The organism is Bacillus sp. FSL K6-0255, assembly GCF_045040725.1.
GTDB lineage: Bacteria > Bacillota > Bacilli > Bacillales > Bacillaceae > Bacillus > Bacillus subtilis.
The window spans coordinates 324846-346640 of the sequence record NZ_CP150278.1 but is presented as its reverse complement, the minus strand read 5'-3'; the positions used below and the strand labels follow the sequence as shown (position 1 = coordinate 346640).

Sequence of the window (21795 nt, the reverse complement as noted above, 5' to 3'; positions counted from 1 at the left end):
CCCCCGCAGGGAGGATGCCCATTTAGTCCCGCTTAGAACATTTCACTGATTGTTTTTGCTTGCATATGCAGAGCCAAGTAATCCGGCCCGCCTGCTTTTGAATCCGTTCCCGACATTTTGAAGCCGCCAAACGGATGGTAGCCGACGATAGCACCTGTACAGTTGCGGTTGAAGTATAGGTTTCCGACATGGAATTCCTGTTTCGCACGCTCGATGTGCTTGCGGTTGTTTGTGATAACCGCGCCTGTCAAACCATATTCAGTATTGTTTGCCACTTCTAAAGCTTCATCAAAGTCTGACACTTTACAAAATGCAACGACAGGTCCGAAAATTTCTTCCTGCATGAGTCTTGCTTTCGGATCAAGGTCAGCGAAGATCGTCGGTTTGATGAAGTATCCTTTCGAATCATCACCAGTACCGCCGCTTACTAAACGCCCTTCCTGTTTTCCGATCTCAATATAGCTCATAATTTTATCATAAGAACCTTGGTCAATGACAGGTCCCATATAAACATCTGCACTGTCAGGTTTAGCTGTTACTTTTGATTCCGTAATTTCAATGACACGCTCTAATACTTGATCATACACTTTTTCATGAACTACTGCACGTGAACCTGCAGAGCATTTTTGACCCGCAAAGCCGAATGCTGAAGTAAAGATCGATTGAGCCGCTAATTCAATGTCCGCATCCTCATCAACAACAACCGTATCTTTACCGCCCATTTCAGCGATGACACGCTTTAAATGCTGCTGGCCCGGCTGAACCTTCGCCGCGCGTTCGAAAATTCTCGTACCAACTTCTCTTGATCCCGTAAATGTGATAAGGCTTGTTTTCGGATGGTCAACAAGATAGTCGCCTACTTCCGCTCCGCTTCCCGGAACAAAGTTGACTACGCCTTTTGGCAATCCGGACTCTTCAAGCACCTCAACAAATTTTGCTGCAATAACAGGTGTAGCACTCGCAGGTTTCAGAACCACTGTGTTTCCAGTAACGATCGGCGCCACTGTTGTGCCTGCCATGATCGCAAACAAGAAGTTCCAAGGCGGGATAACGACTGTCACTCCAGTCGGCGTGTATACATATTGGTTTTTCTCGCCTTCACGGCTGTTGACCGGTTTGCCTTTTGCCAGTTCGATCATTTGGCGTGCATAATACTCCATGAAGTCAATCGCTTCAGCCGTATCGGCATCCGCCTCGTTCCAAGGCTTTCCTGCTTCTTTCACAAGCAAAGCTGAGAATTCATGTTTTCTTCTGCGGACTTTGGCAGCAGCGCGGAACAGGACAGCCGCTCTCTCTTCAGGAGACGTATATCTCCACTCTTCAAATGCTTTTGCAGCCGCTTGAATCGCTTGCTCAGCGTGCTCTTGAGACGCTTTTGACACTCGGCCGACGACTTCTTCTTTATCAGCCGGGTTGATTGAAACGATTTTCGCTTCCGTTTCCACTCTCTCGCCGTTAATGACAAGCGGATAGTCTTTTCCTAAATATTCGCTTACTGTCGCAAGCGCTTTTTTAAACGCTTCCACGTTGTTTTGATCTTGGAAATTTGTGAATGGCTCGTGTTTGTAAGGTGTTGTCATGATAATCTCTCCTTTTTTACTTCTTTGTCATTCCTTTGAAAGCAAATGCAATGTTTGACGGACGTTCTGCAAGGCGTCTCATAAAATAGCCGTACCAATCCTCGCCGTATGGCAGGTAGACTCTCATGTTATAACCTTCTTTTACGAGGCTGAGCTGGGTTTGCGACCGCATGCCGTACAGCATCTGAAATTCAAACTTGTCATTGGCAATGCCATGTTCCTTGGCAAGCTGCTTTGTAAAGTCGATCATTTTGTCGTCATGTGTGGCAATCGCTGTATAGTGACCGTTTAAGAGCTGCTTTCGGATGATTTTTTTGTAATTTTCATCGACATCGCTTTTCTCAGGGAAAGCTACTTTTTCTGATTCTTTATAAGCTCCTTTTACAAGGCGAAGGAACGGGTTTAAAGAATCCAAATCGTCAATGTCTTTTTCCGTCCGGTACAGATAGGCTTGCAGCACTGTGCTCACATGCTCGTATTTCTTTCTGAAATCTTTGAAAATATCAAGCGTTTTCTGGCATCTGACTTCGTCCTCCATGTCAATGGTGACCATGATTTTATGTTTCTCGGCCGTCTGAAGGATTTTTGTCATATTTTCATACACCAAATCCATATCTATATCCAAACCTAAAGACGTCATTTTTAAAGAAACGTGTGAGTTCAGCTCCTGATCCGCGATGGTCGCAATGGTTTGAATGCACTCTTCCGTACGCTCCCGTGCGACCTCGGCGCTGTTCACAAACTCGCCTAAATGATCGACAGTAACTGACAAGCCTTGGCTGTTAAGCTGTCGAATGGTCGGGATTGAACTGTTAAAGTCATTCCCGCCGATAATTTTACCCGCTGCTACCCGGCTTCCCCAGTTTCTTGCCATTTTATTGAGAAAGCCGCTTTTGGATAAAAATAAGAAAAAATCTCTTGTGATCACTTCCAACCTCAACACCCCGCAATCTAAGAAGTATTTGTATGAGTTTATTGTAAATGGACAAAACCGACGTTCACAATATTCTCAAAATACAAAGATTCTGATTATTTTTGTGGGTTTGCCACAATCAGATAGTTAGAAAGTCGGGGGGGATTCTGTCGAATAAAGGAGAAAAGGAAGCGACAAAAAACATCAGCTTCCTCCATCCTTCCACACTTCTTCAACCGTATTCAAAAGCAAACGGTTCAATTCAGATGTCATATCTTTTTTCTCTGCCTTCAGTTCTTTTGCCGCTTCCATGATTCTTTCAATTTCCGTTTCAATGAATTGGTGAATAACATCGATTCTTGCTTCGAGGTCAAGCTCTTCCCCTCTTCTTTTCCGTTCAAGCAAGGTTTCCATTTCAGCCTTCAGCTCGGGTTCAGCAACAAGTTCATTCATCAAAACAGTAAAGTCCATTGGCGGTATGGTTCCGTGCTTTTCAATCCATTGGCAGGCCAAAATAGGCCGAAGAACGTAGAAGTACTTTTTAATTTTGACCTCTTGTCCTTGTAGATAATCCTTGACGTTCCTTCTCGCCATATTGATATAGTGATACACGCTTGCTTCAGGCTTAAATGCCTCCGTGCGCAGTTTTCTTAACTGCTCTGCGGTCGTAAATGCTTCATAATACACAATGTCTGAGGACAGCCATTCGAGGAGCGGAGGGTTTGATTTTTTGAAAAGCCGAAGCGTTTTTCTCAGCTCCCAGCCGCTGATATCCAGCAAATCGTGAATCGGTTCCTCAATGACATCACGCTCCTGCTCAATTGAAAAATACCACTCCTTTTTCGGCACATAAATAAAGCGGACGTCGTAATCACTATCCTGCGAGGGAAATCCCCATGCGCGGCTTCCTGACTCGACGGCATACACGATTTTGACTCCGTATGACTGCTCGATCCGTTTTAATTCATCAATGATTCTTTGTTTCATATCTATTCGTCTCCAGTCTGTTCTCATTCCGGCAGTTTGCAGAAAAAAACCGCCTGATGATATGCGGCGGCTTTTCACATTTATCAGCCTTTAAGATGCTGCTTAAAAAAAGCAAGTTTTTCCGTTTGAAAAGCAGGGATATACTCATGTCCGAAGTAGCGGTACACCTTCAGCTCTTTCTCTGTTTCCAAATGATTGTAGGCGGCAAACACGGTGGACGGCGGCGTGACCTTGTCTATCAGGCCGATTGACATCAGGACAGGCACCTTCACTCGGTCAGCGAGATTCATAATATCGAAATATGAAAGTGTCTTCATCGCCTGCACTTCTGTTTCCGGACTGCCATTTCTTCTGAAGAAGGAATTGATTTCAAGATACGGCTGTTCAAGCGCCACATCAATGGCCCGTTCGAAGTTGCTTAAATAAGGATAATCGGCAACCGCGGCTTTTGGAATGTCTGACAGCGCCGCTGCGGCAATGGTTAAACCTCCGCCTTGGCTTCCTCCTGTCACACCGATCCTTGTTTCGTCAACCTCGTCAAAGCTGCTGATAACCTCAAGCGCGCGGACGGCGTCCAAATAAACACCGCGGTAATAGTATGTATCTTTATCAAGAATTCCTTTCGTCATCCAGCCCAAAGCGTGACCGTGCGGTGAAATACTCGTATCCTCGCTGCTCTGCTGGCCGCGGACAAGCATGCCGAATGCGGCGTAGCCATGGAGTGCCCAGTTTACCATTTCATGAATCTCACCATCATAGCTTGCATTGTAGCCATGATATTTCACGATCGCCGGATGCGGGCCTTCCTTGTCAGGCACCGCGTACCATCCGGTAATGCGGGCGTTTTCGAAGCTTTTATATGTGAGACGGTACACTTTTACTCCGTCAGCAGGATAGTCAACCGGCTGTAAATCAGGTTCTGCTTGGACTTTTGCAAGTTCCTCCAAAGATAATTTCCAAAACTCAGAAAAATCTTTCGGTGCTGTTTTTTCAGGCTTATATGTTTGCAATTGGTCGAGCGGCAGATCGAATAGTTGCATTTCCGATTATTCCCCTTTGTTTTATAAGATTTAGTTTGTATTCCTATACTACCACGTTTCGTCTTTGTTTTCTAAATATTTTCATCTTTGTTTCCCAGACAGCCTTCATCAAACGTTTGTTTAAGACTTTCCCGGCTTAGTTCCATAAAGGCCTGGGCCGTCAGACTGACATAGCGGTTCTTTAAAAAGACAAAGACGAGGGTTCGTGATGGCGCGGATTGAATCGATAAATAGATCACACCTGGATCTTTATCCCTTCTGACCATATTCGGTGCCATAGTCACACCTAATCCATTAGCCACAAGAGATTGGGCGGTTTCAATATGGCTCGTCTTAAAGGCAGCATTCGGCTTAAAGCCGCTTTCCGCGCAGAGATCGAGAACTGTCCTGCGAAAGCCGAAGCCTTCTTTTAACAGAATAAAGGGCACGTTCCTTACCATGTCAATCGGCACACACGGCTGGTGTCCCTCCTTACCTTCCAGCGCTTTCTCAATCAGCGCGACCATTTCCGGCGGCATCCACCTTTGTTTTTCCTTCGGCATCGCGAGAACAACCGGTTCCGTGAGCAAGGGTGTAATGGAGAGCCGTTCATCCTCGATGGGCAAGGATAAAACAGAAAGGTCAACTTCTCCCTTTGCCGTCATCTCCTCTAATGAAACCGGATCTTTTTCAACAAGCTGAACCTCCACATGAGGATAGCGCGCCAAAAACTGCTTCAGCAGCGGGGGAAAGAGATATCTCCCTGTTACAGCAGGAATCCCGATGGATAATTTATGACCGATTCCCTGTGATCGCTCCTGCATTTCCCGAAGCAAATCATCTCTGGAACGAATGATGTCCTCGGCTTTTTCAATGAAACGCCTGCCGTGAGGTGTCAGTGTAACAGAGCCATGGGATCTGTGAAAAAGGGTAAGCCCCAGCTCAGCCTCAAGCTTTTTGATTTGCTGGCTGAGAGACGGCTGTGCGATATGAAGATGTTCCGCCGCCTTTGTAAAGCTTTGGCGCCGGGCAATTTCCGCTGCATATTCCATCACTTTAATATCCATTTCAGCCTCCATAGGTTGAACCTATCATTTTCATCATTTTTATATCTTGGACGAATCATAACAAAAATTGCTAACATAATCCATATCATCATTTACGAAAAGAAGGAGCTGGTTCAAATGACAAATGAAACACCGTTTTCTAAAAACGCCGAGATGTATCGGGATGAAAAGGTATTTGCCGAGGGGGAAGATTTGGGGTTGATGATCAAAACAGCGGAATGCCGGGCAGAGCATCGGGTGCTGGATATCGGAGCGGGCGCCGGCCATACGGCCCTGGCATTTTCTCCTTATGTACAGGAGTGCATCGGTGTTGATGCGACGAAAGAGATGGTTGAGGTTGCGTCCTCCTTCGCGCAAGAAAAAGGAGTTGAAAACGTACGCTTTCAGCAAGGAACGGCAGAGTCACTCCCCTTCCCCGACGATTCATTTGACATCATCACCTGCCGATACGCAGCCCACCATTTTTCAGATGTCCGCAAAGCTGTCAGCGAGGTTGCACGCGTACTAAAACAGGACGGACGTTTTCTCTTAGTTGATCATTACGCGCCTGAAGATCCCATTCTTGATGAGTTTGTCAATCATTTGAACCGGCTTCGAGACCCTTCCCATGTTCGAGAAAGCTCATTATCAGAATGGCAGTCGATGTTCAGCGCCAATCAACTGGCCTATCAAGACATCCAAAAGTGGAACTTGCCGATTCAATACGATAGCTGGATCAAACGAGGCGGAACCCCCGCTGACCGAGAAAAACAAATCATTGCCCACTTGAACCACGCATCAGACGAAGCACGCGACACGTTCTGTATTACATTGAACCAAAACGGACAGCCCATCTCCTTTTGTTTAAAAGCGATTTTGATACAAGGGATAAAACGATAAAAAAAGCCGTGCGCTGCGCACGGCTTTTTACATCGGCTGATAAAGATCCCAGCCAATTTTTAATGTCTCAACAATGTAATCGGCAACCTCTTCCGGGGAAAGGTTGTCTGTTGCCACTTTTGAATTGTGCTTGTCATAAATGACTTTTCTTTCGTTAAACAGCTGTTCCATTTCATCCATTGAACGGTTATGCAGTACAGGGCGGCTTTCGATCAATAAATCCGCGCGCTGCTTCCAGTTCTCCCATGACAGGTCCAGATGAAGCACGAGACAGTTTTCCAGACAGCAATTCCTGATTTCTTCTTGTTTAAAAGATCCCCCGCCCAGAGATACGATTTTGAATCGTTTATGATGGCAGATGTCTAAAATATATTCCTTCTCCGTTTTCCGGAAAAAGTCTTCTCCCTTTTTCTCAAATATCTCAGGAATTGTCATATTGAAATCCTTTTCGATCTCTTGGTCAATATCAATAAAATCTCTATATAATTTTTTAGCGACCAATTGGCCGATTGTTGTTTTTCCTACACCCATGAATCCGATCAGGACGATATTTCTTTCTCTTACTGGGATGGCTCGTTTAGCGTTCATCTTCGGCGAAATCCTCCTAAGGAATGAAATTTTATATTCATTATATGATTATTTAGCGAATATTTATATAGATACCGGCTTTACCGGTCAAGCTTATAGTGCGCTTTGTTGTTTAGCCATTTTTGCCTGAATGACATTCATTGTACAACATTTCTGCAGGTATTTTAATACTTCGACGCAAAAAAGCATTAAAACCTTCTGCCTTTATTGTTTTTCCAGCTGACTCTTCGATGGAAGGGTCTTTTTCTGTATGATAAATAGGAAGGGAGAAATGGCGATGATCATTTGGATAAACGGGGCATTCGGTTCGGGAAAAACACAAACAGCCTTCGAACTGCACAGAAGGCTGAACCCATCTTACGTGTATGATCCCGAGAAAATGGGTTTTGCGCTGCGCTCCATGGTGCCGCAGGAGATCGCAAAGGACGATTTTCAAAGCTATCCTTTATGGCGGGCGTTCAATTACAGTTTGCTAGCTTCTCTGACAGATACATACCGCGGCATCATTATTGTGCCTATGACGATTGTACACCCTGAATACTTCAATGAGATCATCGGCAGGCTCAGACAGGAAGGCAGGATCGTTCACCACTTTACACTAATGGCTTCAAAGGAAACCTTGTTAAAAAGGCTGCGCACCAGAGCAGAAGGAAAAAACTCATGGGCCGCCAAACAAATCAACCGCTGTGTTGAAGGATTATCATCACCCATTTTTGAGGACCACATTCAAACAGACAACCTGTCGATTCAGGATGTGGCAGAGAACATTGCCGCGAGAGCCGAACTCCCATTAGATCCTGATACGAGAGGCAGCCTCCGAAGGTTCACCGACAGATTAATGGTCAAGCTGAATCATATCCGCATCAAATAAAGCTCCTGTACACGACAAAAGCCCGCTCCGAGAGCGGGCTTTCTTCAACTTATTTCCACCAGTCATCAAACATAGACGCCGGAACCTGGCGTTTATGTTCAGTCATGCTGTAGCGTTTTTCCAGCGCTTCTGATACTTTCGCTGATACTTCTTTTCCTTCGAGATAATCGTCAATCTCGTCGTAGGAAATGCCAAGCTCTGTTTCATCCGACTGCTGCGGTTTTTCGTCCAGCAGATCGGCAGTCGGCTCTTTTAAGTATAAGCGTTCCGGTGCACCCAGCTCTTTCAGCAGGGTTCTTCCCTGGCGCTTCGTCAAGCCTGTCAGCGGCAGGAGGTCTGCTCCGCCGTCACCGTACTTCGTAAAGAAACCAGTCACTGCTTCAGCAGCATGGTCTGTTCCTAACACAAGCAGGCCTTCCTGGCCGCCGATCGCGTATTGCGCGATCATTCTTGTTCTTGCTTTTACGTTTCCTTTATTAAAGTCCGTCAGCTGATCGCCTGTTTCCTGCTGATACTGTTCAGAAAAAGCGCTGACTGTCGATTTAATATCAAACTTCCATGATTTATCCGGCTTAATAAACTTCAAAGCAAGCTGGGCATCGTCTTCATCCTGCTGTGTGCCATGCGGAAGACGGACAGCGATAAATTGAGCGTCTCCGCCCTCCTCGCGAATGCTCTCCACCGCAAGCTGAGCGAGTCTTCCCGCAAGTGTTGAATCCTGGCCGCCGCTGATTCCCAATACAAAGCCTTTAGCACCGGTTTTCTTTACATATTGTTTTAAAAAATTGACTCGGTCCTCAATTTCTTGCTTTGGATCAATTGAGGGCTTCACATGTAACTCACGCATAATCTTTTCCTGCATGCTCATCCCAATCATTCCTCCTGTACATTTTCCCTTGTTACTGATCATTTCCCCAAATCAATGAAAATGAATCATGACTGTTATGTATCCCTATTAAATATAGCACAGGTCTTCATTCACAGTGAACAAGAGAGATCAGCTGACTTCAACCCGTATGGATGTCACACTGTCGCCATTGCATTTCCCTTTTTCAATCGGGCAGGAAGAAAACGCGACAATTAAATCCATCTCCGCCCTGAGCCTTACATAATCTCCGGCATTCGAAAGCGGCGTTTCCACAGACAGATTCCCTTTCTCATCAAGGACAGTATTCATAAAAATCGCAAATGGGTAATGCATGTGGGGCTTCGGTACGCCAAACTGCTCAAGCGCACGGTTCATATTGTCATAGCACGTATCCTGAAACTCATCCTTTTGCTTCCCATATAAGAGCCTGTTCATATCAGGACGGCAGGCGGGCAACAGCAGATCATGCTTGCCGACCGTATCTTCAATCAGGGTTAACATCGGCTTATACAGGTTGGAGTAGAGATGGTCGTTGACCTTCACATGAATGGAGTGATTGGCGTCTATCGTCGCTCCCTGATCAAGGTGTTCATAAAAATCCTTGGCATGGTATGCGACAAAATCAGCCACCTGCTGCCCTTCTACATCAACCACCTTTAAAATCTGCCCCTTTTTCAGCTTCAGCCCAAGCCCTTTTTTCGGCTCCACAATATATTGCTGTGTCATTGGTTTGCTCCTTTTTTCATTAGTATGAGCGTCTGCTTCCTTCTCCATGTAAAAAGAGGCAAAAATCCGATGTATATAAGCTTTGGACAGATCACAATCTAACCTTAGATAAAAGGGGTTGAATAAATAATGAGCCAAACAAAAAAAGACCAGCCAAAAGGGAATCTGGCTTGGTGGCAGCTGTCACTGATCGGAGTCGGCTGCACGATTGGAACAGGCTTCTTTCTCGGTTCCAGCATCGCAATTGTAAAAAGCGGTTTTTCCGTTCTCCTTTCATTTCTGATCGCAGGGATCGGTACGTATTTTGTCTTTGAACAGCTCGCCAAGCTATCGGCGAAGCAGCCGGAAAAGGGCTCGTTTTGTGCGTATGCCCGAAAAGCATTCGGCAAATGGGCAGGCTTCAGCAACGGCTGGGTGTACTGGACATCAGAAATGCTGATTACCGGAAGCCAGCTGACAGCCATTTCGCTCTTTACGAAGCATTGGTTTCCTCAAGTGCCGCTATGGGTGTTTGCCTCAATCTACGCAGTACTTGGGCTCCTTATTATTTTCACCGGCCTGTCCGTCTTTGAAAAAACAGAAAACGTGCTGGCAGTGATTAAAACAGCTGCTATTTTTATGTTTATTGTCATTGCCATCCTGGCTTTATGCGGTATCCTGTCCGGCGGAAATCATGGCATACATGTTCCAAATAAGACGATTGAGTTTTTCCCATACGGCGCCATGGGGCTGTGGACAGGTTTAATCTACGCGTTTTACGCTTTTGGCGGAATTGAGGTCATGGGGCTGATGGCGGTTCACTTAAAAAAACCTGAGGAAGCGTCTAAATCAGGGAAACTGATGCTGGCAACGCTGGCGATTATTTATATTATTTCAATCGGGCTGGCTCTGCTTTTGGTTCCGTTACACGCGTTTACTGAACAGGACAGTCCGTTCATTACATCATTAAAAGGATATAACCTTGAGATCATCCTTGATATATTTAACGGGATTTTCATCATCGCCGGGTTCTCGACCCTTGTCGCTTCGCTTTTTGCCGTTACGACATTGCTTTGTACAATGGCTGATGACGGCGACGCGCCGAAATGCTTTACTCTAAAGGAAGGCAAAAAAATATGCTGGCCGGCACTTGGGCTGACGTTTGCGGGGCTTGTTCTCTCCATTATTCTGTCGTTAGTGCTGCCTAAAAACATTTATGAGCATATGACAACAGCTGCGGGGCTTATGCTTTTATACACTTGGCTGTTTATCCTGTTCTCCAGCAAAAAGCTGACTGATCCCGAGGGCATGGGAAAAACGCAAATTTATTTAGCGATGGTTCTGATTGCTGCGGCTGTGTCCGGTACATTGTTTGAAAAATCAAGCCGGCCCGGTTTTTTCGTCAGCATAGGTTTTCTCGTGATCATCGCCATCGTGACCATGATCTATCAAAAAAAGCAGGGTCATAAAGATCGCCCTGCCAGTCCTTGATTTATTTCATTTTGTTGAACATGTTCTTTAAATAAGAAAACGGGCACTTCGATACCTGTTTTTCGTCATCACGGAGGAAATACTGCTTCCATTCACGATTATCCTTTCCTCCGTACCAGCCTAATTGCGGGTGAATCGGAGCCTGATCATAGGCCTCTAAACGAGATCGGATCAGCCTGCTCATGTTACGGCCAAATGCAGTTGATCCATTTAGGTCATCAAACACCCACCTTGGCTGAAACGTGACCATAAAAAAAGGAAAGCTCCGGCTTCTTCTTGCCTCGTGCCCCGGTGTAGCGCACAGAATGAAATACGGCTCGCCGTCAAAACAAAACTCCCATTTATAATGCTCGGGATCGGCCGGAATGTCTTCCGGCCATTCTTTTTCGTCTTGATGACTCAGTCTATTTAAAAAGCGCCAAAACAGCTCTTCATACGCTTCAATCGAATAATGCTCCGCCAAATCTTCCGGTGTATCAAACAACACAACGAGGGATGCATATTTTCCCGTGTCCCGCGATATCTTGCCGTACTCCGCAAGCAACGGAGCCAGTTCCTCCGCTGTACGGTTTTCCCGCGGATCTCCGGCAAAAGCAATCCGAAGTTGATCAGTCAGAAACGCCTGGCGTCCGGGAATGCACGGAAACGTATCCGCGTCGTCCCCCAGAGTTTCTGCCAGCAGCTCAAAAGCGATTCTTTGCCATTCAGGAAGCTCTTCCTGAATACGTTCCAGAAAACTTTTGGTGTAAATCCCATTCACCATTGATCCACCTCCAGTATCATCTGGATACTATATTAAAACTGGAAGCGGCAGGTGACTGTCCTTCATGAATCAGCCCAATAACTGTTTGATGCCCTGATAACCAAAGTAAAAGCCAAACACAAGGAGGGATACACCGGCGATTCCGGTCAATCCTCTCAATAGCTTTTCATGAAGCAGGTTTCTGAACGTACTGGCTGTGATAGCCATGCAGAAATCCCAGATTAAAATGCCGATCATGATGCCGGAGCTATAGATTAGAAGCTGATTCATATTGTAGGCCTCTGCTGTTTTCGCAAGAATGCTTCCGTAAATTCCAAGCCAAAAAAGGATGCTCAATGGGTTTGACAATGAAATGAGAAAACCCGATGCGAATGTTTTCCTGTATGACGGTTTCCCCCGCGAGCTTCGCACATCCATCGGTTCTCTGACGTTTTTAAGCGTTTCAATTCCGGTATAGGTCAGGACAAAAAAGCCGAAGAGCCACAAAAACGTTTTCACAAATGGAGCGGTCAAAAACTGTGACAGCCCGAAATAGATAAAAAGCATGTACAGCCCATCCGCTGTCATGGCGCCTAAACCGAAAATCCATGCATGCCAAAAACCGTTTTTAATTCCTTTGTCTATTTGCGCCGCATTCACTGGCCCCACAGGCGCAGACAAGGACAGTCCCAGCACAATATAGCTCAAAAAAATGTTCACCGGCCCGTACTCCCTTCTCTTATGTAACTTGTACAATTTATTCGGGAACGGGCCAAGCTATGCACAAATTCACTTACTGTTTCAGACGTTCAAGCTCTTCCTCCATAATATCGGCGGCTTTGCCTACAAAACTGAAAATGAGTTCCAGCTCCTCTTCCGTATATTCGCGGCACAAATCCATCGTCGACTCAGACAGAGGACGGAACAAATCCTTTATATGTTTTTTCGAAGCAGTCAAAGGGACGATTACGACTCTCCTGCGATCGTTCGGGTCCTTTTCACGAGCCACATACCCCGCTTTTTCCAGCCGGTCAACAAGCGCCGTGACGGAACCCGTGCTGAGGCCGGTTTTTTTCCCCAACTCTCCGGCCGTCATCGGCCCTGCTTCATTTAAAATGTCAGCTGATTTCAAATCGGTGGGAAACAGACCGAGAGCTTGAGCGGCTGCCTGATGAAACAGAACCGTTCTTGTGCCCAGTTTTCGAAAAAGCTGAACAGCAGTCTTTTCCAACTCACTTCTAGAATTTCTTGTTGACAACTGACAGTCCTCCCTATAAAATCGAGTTTATCTTGATAATCGAGATATTCAACAATCAAACTATTATCATGATATCAGAACTTACATAGAAAAGTAAGAGGAGGTAGAACAAATGGACACAACAACAGCAAAACAGGCTTCCACCAAATTTGTGGTCCTCGGTCTCCTGCTGGGCATCTTGATGTCTGCAATGGACAATACGATTGTTGCCACCGCGATGGGCAATATCGTAGCCGATCTTGGAAGCTTCGATAAATTTGCCTGGGTGACGGCATCCTATATGGTGGCGGTTATGGCTGGCATGCCGATTTACGGCAAGCTTTCCGATATGTACGGCCGAAAACGTTTTTTCCTGTTTGGACTTATTTTTTTCTTAATCGGTTCTGCTTTATGCGGGATTGCCCAGACGATGAATCAGCTGATCATCTTCCGGGCCATTCAAGGGATCGGAGGCGGCGCGCTCCTGCCGATTGCCTTTACCATTATCTTCGATTTGTTTCCGCCGGAAAAACGCGGAAAAATGTCCGGCATGTTCGGTGCTGTATTTGGATTATCCAGTGTTCTTGGTCCGCTCTTAGGCGCGATCATTACAGATTCGATCAGCTGGCACTGGGTGTTTTACATCAATGTGCCGATCGGCGCATTGTCATTGTTTTTCATTATTCGCTACTACAAAGAATCTCTGGAGCACAGAAAGCAGAAAATAGACTGGGGCGGCGCGATTACCTTAGTCGTATCCATTGTATGCCTGATGTTCGCCCTTGAGCTTGGCGGCAAAACATACGATTGGAATTCCATTCAGATCATCGGGCTGTTTATTGTATTCGCCGTTTTCTTCATTGCCTTTTTTATTGTGGAGAGAAAAGCAGAAGAGCCGATTATTTCTTTCTGGATGTTTAAGAACCGCTTGTTTGCCACAGCGCAGATTCTCGCTTTCCTGTATGGCGGAACATTTATTATTTTAGCGGTATTTATTCCGATTTTCGTTCAGGCGGTCTACGGCAGCTCGGCGACAAGCGCGGGCTTCATTCTGACGCCGATGATGATTGGATCAGTCATCGGAAGCATGATCGGCGGGATCTTCCAAACGAAGGCAAGCTTCCGCAATTTGATGCTGATATCTGTTATAGCTTTCTTTATCGGCATGCTGCTTCTTTCCAATATGACGCCTGACACAGCACGGGTATGGCTGACAGTCTTTATGATGATTTCAGGCTTTGGTGTAGGCTTTAACTTCTCCCTGCTGCCGGCGGCATCGATGAATGATCTTGAACCTCGCTTTCGGGGAACGGCAAACTCTACAAATTCATTTTTGCGATCATTTGGCATGACCTTAGGCGTCACCATTTTCGGAACGGTGCAAACAAACGTATTCACGAACAAGCTGAGCGACGCCTTCAGCGGGATGAAAGGCTCAGCGGGATCAGGTGCTGCGCAAAATATTGGCGACCCGCAGGAGATATTCCAAGCGGGAACACGTTCCCAGATTCCTGATGCGATCCTGAATCGCATTATTGACGCGATGTCATCAAGTATTACGTATGTGTTTTTGCTCGCTTTGATTCCAATTGTCCTCGCGGCGGTTACCATTTTATTTATGGGGAAAGCCAGAGTGAAAACAACAGCCGAAATGACAAAGAAAGCAAATTAACATAAAAAAGCAGTACATGCTGGGCATGTACTGCTTTTTTCTATTACACTCCTAATCTTGCAAGAATAAACGTCCATATACAAATGATCAATAACAGAATCAGGCTGTACGCCACTGTCCTTTTAAACAGTTTAGATTCCTTGCCTGTTTGGCCGACCGCTGCGGCAGCGATGGCGATAGATTGAGGAGAAACAAGTTTCGCCATGACACCGCCCGCCGTATTTGCGGCTAACAGCAAATCTGAACCCGCACCGATCTGCGCTCCCGTGACAACCTGCAAATGGCCGAACAAAGCATTATTGCTGACAACAGAACCGGTGATGAACACGCCAATCCAGCCGAGAACAGGACTGACAAACGGGAACAGGTCTCCTGTTTTCGCCAATGCTAACCCAATTGAAGAGCTGAGCCCTGCGAAGTTGGCCAGATTGGCAAACCCCATCACGAAGCAGATCGTGATAATCGGCACCCACAGCTCTTTTCCCGTCTCCTTCAAGGAAGCAAAGGCATCCCGATAAGAGAAATTTTTGCTGAACAGCCCTGTCACGATGACCGCCGCTAAAATCGCTGTTCCAGTCGCTGACAGCAGATCAACTTTAAAGACTGCATCTAACGGCATGGCAGATGGCGCAATCGGCGGCATTTTCATAATTTGCTGATGCAGAAAAGGCATTTTGAACAGGAGCGTTGATTGATATAACAGCCCGCCTTCTTGGAAAAGCGCTTTGAAGGCAGGAAGGCTCCAAATGGTGATCGCCGCAGTTAAAATGTAGAAAGGAGACCACGCTTTCGCAATGTCAGCGGCACGGTATGCCTTTTTCTCACCAGCATCGCCGGCCCCTTCCTCGCGGTAAATCTCTTTCGGCTGCCATTTGCGGAGGAAGAGGGCAAGCCCGCCCATGCTGAATAAGGCCGCCAAAATGTTTGCTAATTCCGGCCCGAGCACCGCCATTGTCAGTGTCTGAACCGCTGTATACCCACCGCTCACAACCAGAAGAGCGGGCCATGTCTGTCTGATTCCTTTCATTCGGTCTAATAAGAATACAAGCAGGAATGGTATTAAAAATGAGATCATCGGCAGTGTCCACATTAATGTCCGAGATAGCTCAAGAGCAGACAAATCACCAATCTGCGCCCCTGTGATGACAGGAATCCCAATCGCCCCAAAGGCTCCGGAGGCGGCGTTTGCAATCAAGCAGAGCGCCGCCGCTTTTAACGGTTTAAAACCAAGTTCGACGAGCAGCGCCGCACTAATCGCAATCGGAACACCAAAACCGGCCGCGCCTTCTAAAAACGCGTTAAAACAAAAACCAATTAATAATAGCTGTAATCGTTGGTCAGGCGAAATGCCGGCAATGCTGGACCGAATAATGGTAAATTTCCCGGTTTTCACTGCAATTTTATACAGCCACACCGCCATCAGGACGATGTAGCCAATAGGCCACAGCCCGCTCCCGATTCCTAACAAAACAGAAGAAATCGCTTTTTCAACCGGCATATGAAATGCCAAAACGGAGACGAAGAAACTGACGGCTAGGGTAAGAAATGCCGCAAGAATGCCTTTCATTTTCAAAACAGTTAAAGCCAAAAGAAAAAAGAGAATCGGAGTGAGCGCCACAAGTGCGCTCACATACTCGTTTCCAAACGGATCATACAACTGCTCCCACATTGACAATCAGCCCTTTACTCTAAAGTTGCGGTTAGTTGACTTTTTGTTCTGCAAAATGAGGTTTTAAAATGTTTTTAAGGACGCCGGCGCTGTGAAGGAACTGTTCTTTTTCTTTCTCATTTAAGTTCAGCTCAGTGATACCTGCGATCCCTCCGCGGTTCACGACAGCCGGCACACCGATGTACACGTCATCTGCACCGTATTGCCCGTCCAAATATGTGCTGACAGTTAATATGCTGTTTTCATTATGAAGAATGGCTTTTGTAATGCGAGCAAGACTCATCGCAACCCCATAATAAGTCGCGCCTTTTTTCTCAATGATATGGTAAGCTGCGTTTTTCACATCATCTACAATTTGGTCCAGCTCCTCTTGTTTGTACGCATCGTTTTTCTCAACGAGTTCACTGACCGGCACACCGCCGACATTCGCGTGGCTCCAAACAGGAAGCTCTGTGTCGCCGTGCTCTCCGATAATATGCGCGTGCACGTTTTGAGGCGCTGCGCCAAAGTATTCGCTCAGCATGAAACGGAATCTCGCAGAATCTAGTGTTGTGCCGCTTCCGATCACCCGCTCTTTTGGCAGGCCGCTGAATTTCCATGTTGCGTAAGTCAGGATATCAACCGGATTTGTCGCGATTAAGAAAATGCCGTCAAATCCGCTCGCCATGACTTCACTAACGATGCCTTTGAAAATCTTCAAGTTCTTTTCTACTAATTCAAGGCGTGTCTCACCAGGTTTTTGGTTTGCTCCGGCGCAAATGCAGACAATATCAGCATCCTTGCAGTCTTCATATGTTCCGTAAGATGTTTTGACCGGTTGTGGCGCAAACGCCTTTCCGTGGTTTAAATCCATCACATCGCCCATTGCTTTTTCTTTATTTACATCAATGACCACAAGCTCATCTGTGATCCCTTGGTTAATTAACGCAAATGCATAACTGCTTCCAACAAAACCCGCTCCGATTAAAGCTACTTTATTTACATGTTTGTTCATCATTAATCATCCTTCCAGGGTATGTTTCTCTTTGATGTCTTTTTGTTTGTGAAGTATTTCACATTTATATTGTGCAACACTTCACAAACTTTTGCAAGGGAAAAGTTTTGTCTGATTTATGAACAAAAAAGAAACCATCTATGATGGTTTCTTTCGGTAAGTCCAGTCTAGCCTTGTCTTCAATAAGGAAGAGAACCGCTTAAGCCCGAGTCATTATATAAACCATTTTGCACGTAATCAAAGCCAGGCTGATTCTGGCCGGGCACTTGGGCGCTGCCATTATTAAAAATCACTTTGGCGTTGGTTGTATCCGTGTCCGCAGGCAGCGTCAGCGTGTAAATTCCATCTGCATTTTTAGTCATTGGTTTTCCAGGCCAAGATCCGGTCAATTCAATTGCCTGGCCCCCATCATGTTTATAGATATAAGCATTTACCTGGCTCCAATGATTCGGATTTTGATAGCCGATGGTTTTAGCCGAAGCTGGATCTCTTTTAACAAAACTGTATTCCTCGGTCCTCGTTACACCATCACTGTTCGTTCCTTTTAACATGATGGTGTATGTTTTGCCAAATGGATCTCCTTTTCCGATTGTGAATTGATCTCCATCCTTAAACGCCGTCTCTGGTCCATTATTGATTTGATAAACGGCTTTTGTTGTATTCGCATTTGCACGCAAGGTAATCGTCAGTTGATCATTGAAAGAATGTGTTACACCTGTTTTGTAATTCTCAAGGAAAACATGAGGCGCTTTTGCAATATCATCAGGATAAAGCACAGCCACAGACCTGGCATTGATCGTGCCTGTCAGTTTACCATCATTCACTTGAAATGAACCTGCCCCAGCTTTATTGTCATACCTGCCATCAGGCAATTTTGTTGGCGTATTGATAGAAACAGAGGATGAACCTGCATTTGCCAGCACAACGCCATGTGAGCCGCGCTGATTCATAAATATCTGGTTGTTTCCATTTGGGTTCGAGAGTTCCTCAGGCTGTCCTGCCATCACATTGTGAAATCTATTGACCGCAGTGATAGCCTGATCTTCAAATAAAGCACTCCCGCGATCGCCTATTTGGCTTTTCCCCGGGAATCTCACACCATTTCCGCCTCCCTCAGGTCTGGAAAAGAAAAGAGGCGTACTGCCTGAACGAGAAGCTATCACCGCCCAGCCTAAACGGATATCATCATCGCTCATCCATGTCGACTCTTCATCATCATTGGCATACGTATCATGCGACTCCACCCATGTCACTAGCTTGTCCGCAGACACATCAGATGCATAGTGGGAGATATTCGACACGCCCAGATTGCGATTCTTTAAAGCGGACCTTATGGAATGCCCATAGTTAGACGCTGTCACATTCATATAATTCGCATATGAAGCATCTCTGGAAGCACTATCCTGCAGGATTTCTCCGTATTGAAACTCTGCAGATGTGTTTGTGATATTCGGCCAAAACTGGCTGCCGTAACTCCCATCATCCGGAAGCTCTATATGTTTGGCGGCATCAAAGCGAAAACCGTCTGCCCCGTCATTCAACGCTCTTTCTAAGAACCGTTTCAAATAGGACTGTACTTGTGTATTTTGTGTATTCCAGTCATACAGCCCGAGCAATGAATTCTGCGTGACATCCCATCGATCAGACCAGTTTTTAATTTGTGTGTTTCCATGTGTCCAGTTTGGAATACTCTTAATTTCATTGGAAATCGCGGCATAGTCACTGGTGGTATGATTGATGACCGCGTCAACAATGACCTTTATGCCATATTCTTCAGCGGCTGCACACATTTCTTTAAATTCTTGTTCAGTACCTAAGTAACGGTTGCCAATTTGGTACGATGTCGGCTGATAGAGCCAGTACCAGTTCGACATGCTTTTATTTCCTTGGTTCCCTTCCTTTACTTGGTTAATCGGAGATGTCTGAATGGCTGTATATCCTGCATCATGAATATCCTTCATATTATGTTTTAACGTATTGAACGACCAATTCCATGCATGAAGAATGGTTCCGCTTTTGATCGACGGTGCTGTAAGCTCATTCGATTTGTTCGCCGTTTCAGCACTCGCAGCCGCCGGTCCTGCCAGAACCAAATGAAACAGCAATAAAAATCCAGCGAATAACGGCAGTAAAGAGGTTTTGAATCGTTTTGCAAACATTCTTGACACTCCTTATTTGATTTTTTGAAGACTTACTTCGGAGTCAAAAATCGCTCTTACTTCAATCTTCCGCTTCCTCCTTTCAACCTGATGTGAAGACTGGATAATTTTGTTAACGCTTACATTTTAAATTATCACAATCACTCTATCAAAACAACTTGGCAGAGTGAATACAAATCAATGTTCCTATAAAAAAAGCTGCCCGAAACTGTGAACGCTTCCCTCGCTTTCCAAACAAAAAAAGAAACCATCTATTTTTCAAGATGATTTCTTTTTTATTTCTTCTTTTACCGCTCTTCTGTAAGCCAGCTTCACAATCACATACCGAAGCTGAAACAGAACACCGCCGCAGACGATAAAAAGAAGAATCATTTTCAGCCAAGCGAAGAATGTATGGGGAATCCCCCTGTCGTACATCGTAAGCACCACTACCGCAAAGGCGACCGCAATTGATTCTATTCGCTGCTGCTTCACCCGTTTTTGCAGTTCTTCTTTGGTGTCTATTCTCGGCATGAGCATTCCGGATGCCGCAGCCCTGATGCAGTAATATAAGATAATGATGAACAAAAACACAAGGCTTGCAGCCCATTCTTTAAACGGAAATTCAAACATAATGCCGCGGATGATCACATCAAGCAGCGCAAATGCTCCCGCTATCATCCCAATCTCCGACCAGATTTTTTGTTCTTTTTCTTTTACTCTCTTATTTTTCCCATTCACGCCTGAAAGTCTATTACGCAGATTATTCATGACCTTCCTCCCGCACTTTTACGAATGGCTTATGGCTTACATGTTACAATAACAGCCTGCGCTTCTGCAATGAATAACTCAAAAGCCCGCCGTACAAGCCGGCGGGCAGCAATCGTTAAAACGGCCCCCAATTGATCATGACGCCGATCACGATAAAGACAAGCCCGATCAAGAACCAAATCAGAGCAAGCGGCACCATAAACCGCAGCCACTTGACATACGGAATACCGCTGGCGGCAAGCACCGCCATGAGAACGCCGGATGTCGGGTTCACACAGTTGACGACCCCTTCTCCAAGCATAACTGCCTCCACCGCAACCTGTCTCGTGATTCCCATCAAATCAGCGAGCGGCGCCAGGATTGGAATAAATACAACGGCTTCGCCAGACCCTGAAGAGATGAGAAAATGAAGCAGCGCACTGGCGATATACATGCCGATTGCACCAGCAATCGGGCTGAATCCATCCAAAAGTGAAGCCAAAGCATTGACGACAGTATCGAGAAGCTTTCCATTTTCAAGGATAACCGAAATGCTTCGTGCCATCCCGACAATCAGCGCCCCGTATACAAGACTTTGGCAGCCCGTAATGAAGGTTTTGGCAATATCGTTCGCCGCAAGCCCGCCTATTAAACCGGCAAGGACAGAAATAAAAATAAATGTCGCAGCCATTTGGGAATCTGACCAGCCAAGCTTCAAAGCGCCGTATAAAAATCCGACAAGTGAGAGTCCCGCCACAGCCAAAATCAGCTTATGGCGAACGGTAAACGGCACTGACTGATCTTCTTCTTTACCGGCTTCGGCCATTCCTGCCGCAGGGAACCAATCTGTTCCTAACACACTGGCATCTTTTGATTTTTTTAATTTTCTCGTATACAAATAGATATAAATAATAGAAGACAGCAAAAAGCATATGTATATCACAACTCGCAGGCCGATTCCAGAAAAAAGAGGGAGCTCCGCGATTGATTGTGATAAACCGAGCGGTGACGGTGATAATATGGTGGAGTTAAATCCAGCGTAGCAGCCGATGTAAATAACAGCGGCTCCCGCGACTGCGTCCCATTTTAAGGATCGTGCCACAATGAGGCCGATGGGGATAAAACCGATAACTGAATTCACGACAATCCCGGTTGTTCCGAGAATGGAGAACAATGCGCCGACAATACAAATAAATAATAATTGCTTTGTGCGGAATTTGCTGATGACATTGTAAATCAGGCCATTGATGGCACCCGTTTTTTCTAGAATAGCAATGGTGCCGCCTGTGAATAGAATCAGAAAGATGATGGGTGCTGATCCAACCATTCCATCCTGTAGAGAAGTAAAAAAGCTGATCAAGCTGACCGGAGACTGTTCAATTGAATGATAGCTTCCCGGAACAGCGGTCGTGACATCCCCCTTTGTCACGCGGTCAAATTCACCTGCCGGCACAATATATGAAGCGATTGCGCAAATGAAAGCAATCATAAATAAGAGGACATAGGCGTCAGGCATTTTAAATGTCATTCGTTTTTTCTTAGGCTGTGTTTCGGCTGCTGGCATACTCATATTTCGATCCATCCCCTCTGTTTGAAAATATTAATTATTCTGAATAGTAGCAATA

At 45.7% G+C, this 21795-nt stretch carries 19 protein-coding genes and 1 pseudogene; 4 read left to right on the top strand and 16 right to left on the bottom strand.

Features of this window, described 5'->3' with window-relative positions; all coding sequences use genetic code 11:
- Window positions 1-32: 32 nt before the first annotated feature.
- The 5 genes from pruA to MHB62_RS01845 form a co-directional block, all read right to left on the bottom strand.
- The gene (gene pruA, locus MHB62_RS01865) at window positions 33-1580 is read right to left on the bottom strand and encodes an L-glutamate gamma-semialdehyde dehydrogenase (protein ID WP_003234655.1); all 1548 of its coding nucleotides are present in this window, start codon (window positions 1578-1580) and stop codon (window positions 33-35) included.
- A 16-nt stretch (window positions 1581-1596) separates the two neighbouring features.
- A complete protein-coding gene (gene putB, locus MHB62_RS01860) occupies window positions 1597-2508 on the bottom strand; it encodes a proline dehydrogenase PutB (RefSeq protein WP_003246421.1) in 912 nt (303 codons plus the stop codon).
- A gap of 189 nt (window positions 2509-2697) precedes the next feature.
- The gene (locus tag MHB62_RS01855) at window positions 2698-3480 is read right to left on the bottom strand and encodes a nucleotidyltransferase domain-containing protein (protein WP_003246492.1); all 783 of its coding nucleotides are present in this window, start codon (window positions 3478-3480) and stop codon (window positions 2698-2700) included.
- 83 nt (window positions 3481-3563) lie between these two features.
- A complete protein-coding gene (gene cah, locus MHB62_RS01850) occupies window positions 3564-4520 on the bottom strand; it encodes a cephalosporin C deacetylase (protein WP_015382711.1) in 957 nt (318 codons plus the stop codon).
- Window positions 4521-4591: 71 nt separating this feature from the next.
- Window positions 4592-5566, bottom strand: a complete 975-nt coding sequence (locus MHB62_RS01845; RefSeq protein ID WP_019712413.1) for a LysR family transcriptional regulator — start codon at window positions 5564-5566, stop codon at window positions 4592-4594.
- A gap of 75 nt (window positions 5567-5641) precedes the next feature.
- Here MHB62_RS01845 and MHB62_RS01840 point away from each other — a divergent pair, with 75 nt between their 5' ends.
- Window positions 5642-6445 (top strand): class I SAM-dependent methyltransferase, encoded by an 804-nt coding sequence (locus MHB62_RS01840; RefSeq protein ID WP_258185527.1) that lies wholly within the window; start codon window positions 5642-5644, stop codon window positions 6443-6445.
- Window positions 6446-6472: 27 nt separating this feature from the next.
- Here MHB62_RS01840 and MHB62_RS01835 read toward each other — a convergent pair whose 3' ends face one another.
- Complete coding sequence (locus MHB62_RS01835; RefSeq protein ID WP_019712415.1) at window positions 6473-7033, bottom strand: shikimate kinase; 561 nt, start codon at window positions 7031-7033, stop codon at window positions 6473-6475.
- A 277-nt stretch (window positions 7034-7310) separates the two neighbouring features.
- Here MHB62_RS01835 and tmrB point away from each other — a divergent pair, with 277 nt between their 5' ends.
- Window positions 7311-7904 (top strand): tunicamycin resistance ATP-binding TmrB, encoded by a 594-nt coding sequence (tmrB, locus tag MHB62_RS01830; protein WP_026009830.1) that lies wholly within the window; start codon window positions 7311-7313, stop codon window positions 7902-7904.
- A 49-nt stretch (window positions 7905-7953) separates the two neighbouring features.
- Here the strand turns inward: tmrB and nadE are convergent, their stop codons facing one another.
- Together nadE and MHB62_RS01820 are read right to left on the bottom strand one after the other, a co-directional pair.
- Window positions 7954-8772 (bottom strand): ammonia-dependent NAD(+) synthetase, encoded by an 819-nt coding sequence (gene nadE, locus MHB62_RS01825; protein WP_019712417.1) that lies wholly within the window; start codon window positions 8770-8772, stop codon window positions 7954-7956.
- A 129-nt stretch (window positions 8773-8901) separates the two neighbouring features.
- Window positions 8902-9498 carry a DUF1989 domain-containing protein gene (locus MHB62_RS01820; protein WP_003246345.1) on the bottom strand — a complete coding sequence of 199 codons (597 nt, stop codon included), beginning with the start codon at window positions 9496-9498 and terminating at the stop codon, window positions 8902-8904.
- Window positions 9499-9627: 129 nt separating this feature from the next.
- Here MHB62_RS01820 and MHB62_RS01815 point away from each other — a divergent pair, with 129 nt between their 5' ends.
- Window positions 9628-10968, top strand: a complete 1341-nt coding sequence (locus MHB62_RS01815) for an amino acid permease (protein ID WP_003234675.1) — start codon at window positions 9628-9630, stop codon at window positions 10966-10968.
- A gap of 1 nt (window position 10969) precedes the next feature.
- Here MHB62_RS01815 and MHB62_RS01810 read toward each other — a convergent pair whose 3' ends face one another.
- From MHB62_RS01810 to MHB62_RS01800, 3 genes are all read right to left on the bottom strand, one after another.
- Window positions 10970-11731 (bottom strand): YqcI/YcgG family protein, encoded by a 762-nt coding sequence (locus tag MHB62_RS01810; RefSeq protein ID WP_003246374.1) that lies wholly within the window; start codon window positions 11729-11731, stop codon window positions 10970-10972.
- A 69-nt stretch (window positions 11732-11800) separates the two neighbouring features.
- The gene (locus MHB62_RS01805) at window positions 11801-12430 is read right to left on the bottom strand and encodes a LysE family translocator (protein WP_003246469.1); all 630 of its coding nucleotides are present in this window, start codon (window positions 12428-12430) and stop codon (window positions 11801-11803) included.
- A gap of 73 nt (window positions 12431-12503) precedes the next feature.
- A complete protein-coding gene (locus MHB62_RS01800) occupies window positions 12504-12968 on the bottom strand; it encodes a MarR family transcriptional regulator (protein ID WP_003246360.1) in 465 nt (154 codons plus the stop codon).
- Window positions 12969-13080: 112 nt separating this feature from the next.
- Between MHB62_RS01800 and bmr3 the strand changes: the two genes are divergently transcribed.
- The gene (gene bmr3, locus MHB62_RS01795; protein ID WP_003234681.1) at window positions 13081-14619 is read left to right on the top strand and encodes a multidrug efflux MFS transporter Bmr3; all 1539 of its coding nucleotides are present in this window, start codon (window positions 13081-13083) and stop codon (window positions 14617-14619) included.
- Between the two features lie 43 nt (window positions 14620-14662).
- Here the strand turns inward: bmr3 and MHB62_RS01790 are convergent, their stop codons facing one another.
- From MHB62_RS01790 to MHB62_RS01770, 5 genes and pseudogenes are all read right to left on the bottom strand, one after another.
- Complete coding sequence (locus tag MHB62_RS01790; protein WP_032722894.1) at window positions 14663-16288, bottom strand: L-lactate permease; 1626 nt, start codon at window positions 16286-16288, stop codon at window positions 14663-14665.
- Between the two features lie 31 nt (window positions 16289-16319).
- A complete protein-coding gene (locus MHB62_RS01785) occupies window positions 16320-17285 on the bottom strand; it encodes an L-lactate dehydrogenase (RefSeq protein ID WP_014478761.1) in 966 nt (321 codons plus the stop codon).
- 176 nt (window positions 17286-17461) lie between these two features.
- Window positions 17462-19441 carry an alpha-amylase gene (gene amyE / locus MHB62_RS01780; protein ID WP_032722893.1) on the bottom strand — a complete coding sequence of 660 codons (1980 nt, stop codon included), beginning with the start codon at window positions 19439-19441 and terminating at the stop codon, window positions 17462-17464.
- A gap of 148 nt (window positions 19442-19589) precedes the next feature.
- A pseudogene (locus tag MHB62_RS01775) lies at window positions 19590-20191 on the bottom strand (DUF6773 family protein).
- 115 nt (window positions 20192-20306) lie between these two features.
- Window positions 20307-21740, bottom strand: coding sequence for a YfcC family protein (locus tag MHB62_RS01770; protein ID WP_029727054.1), 1434 nt, complete (start codon window positions 21738-21740; stop codon window positions 20307-20309).
- Between the last annotated feature and the right edge of the window lie 55 nt (window positions 21741-21795).